At 70.4% G+C, this 274-nt stretch carries 1 protein-coding gene; it reads right to left on the reverse strand.

Annotated elements, in window-relative coordinates:
* Window positions 1-274: site-specific integrase (locus R0J88_RS20105; RefSeq protein ID WP_410900890.1), on the reverse strand; the 274-nt coding region annotated here is incomplete at both ends.

Raw genomic sequence — 274 nt, forward strand, 5'->3', positions numbered from 1 at the left:
TGTCGAGATCCGGCGCCTCCAGCAGGCGCTCGACCTCCTCCTCATCCAGCGTGCCCGGCAGGCTGGGAATCACGCGCGGCAGGCGCACCTCATGCAGCGGGTCCGCCTCGATCATGCCTTCGGCCAGCGCCCAGCGATAGAAGCGCCGCAATGCCGACAGCAGACGCGCCGTGGAGCGCAGCGCATGCGACTCACGCCGCGAGTCACAGAAGGCCTGCACCTGCTGCGGTGCCACGCTCAGCAACGGCACCGCGTCAGCGCCCGTCTCCGCCTG

The organism is Pseudoalteromonas sp. SIMBA_162 (assembly GCF_046535955.1).
Classification (GTDB): Bacteria; Pseudomonadota; Gammaproteobacteria; order Enterobacterales; family Alteromonadaceae; genus Pseudoalteromonas; species Pseudoalteromonas marina.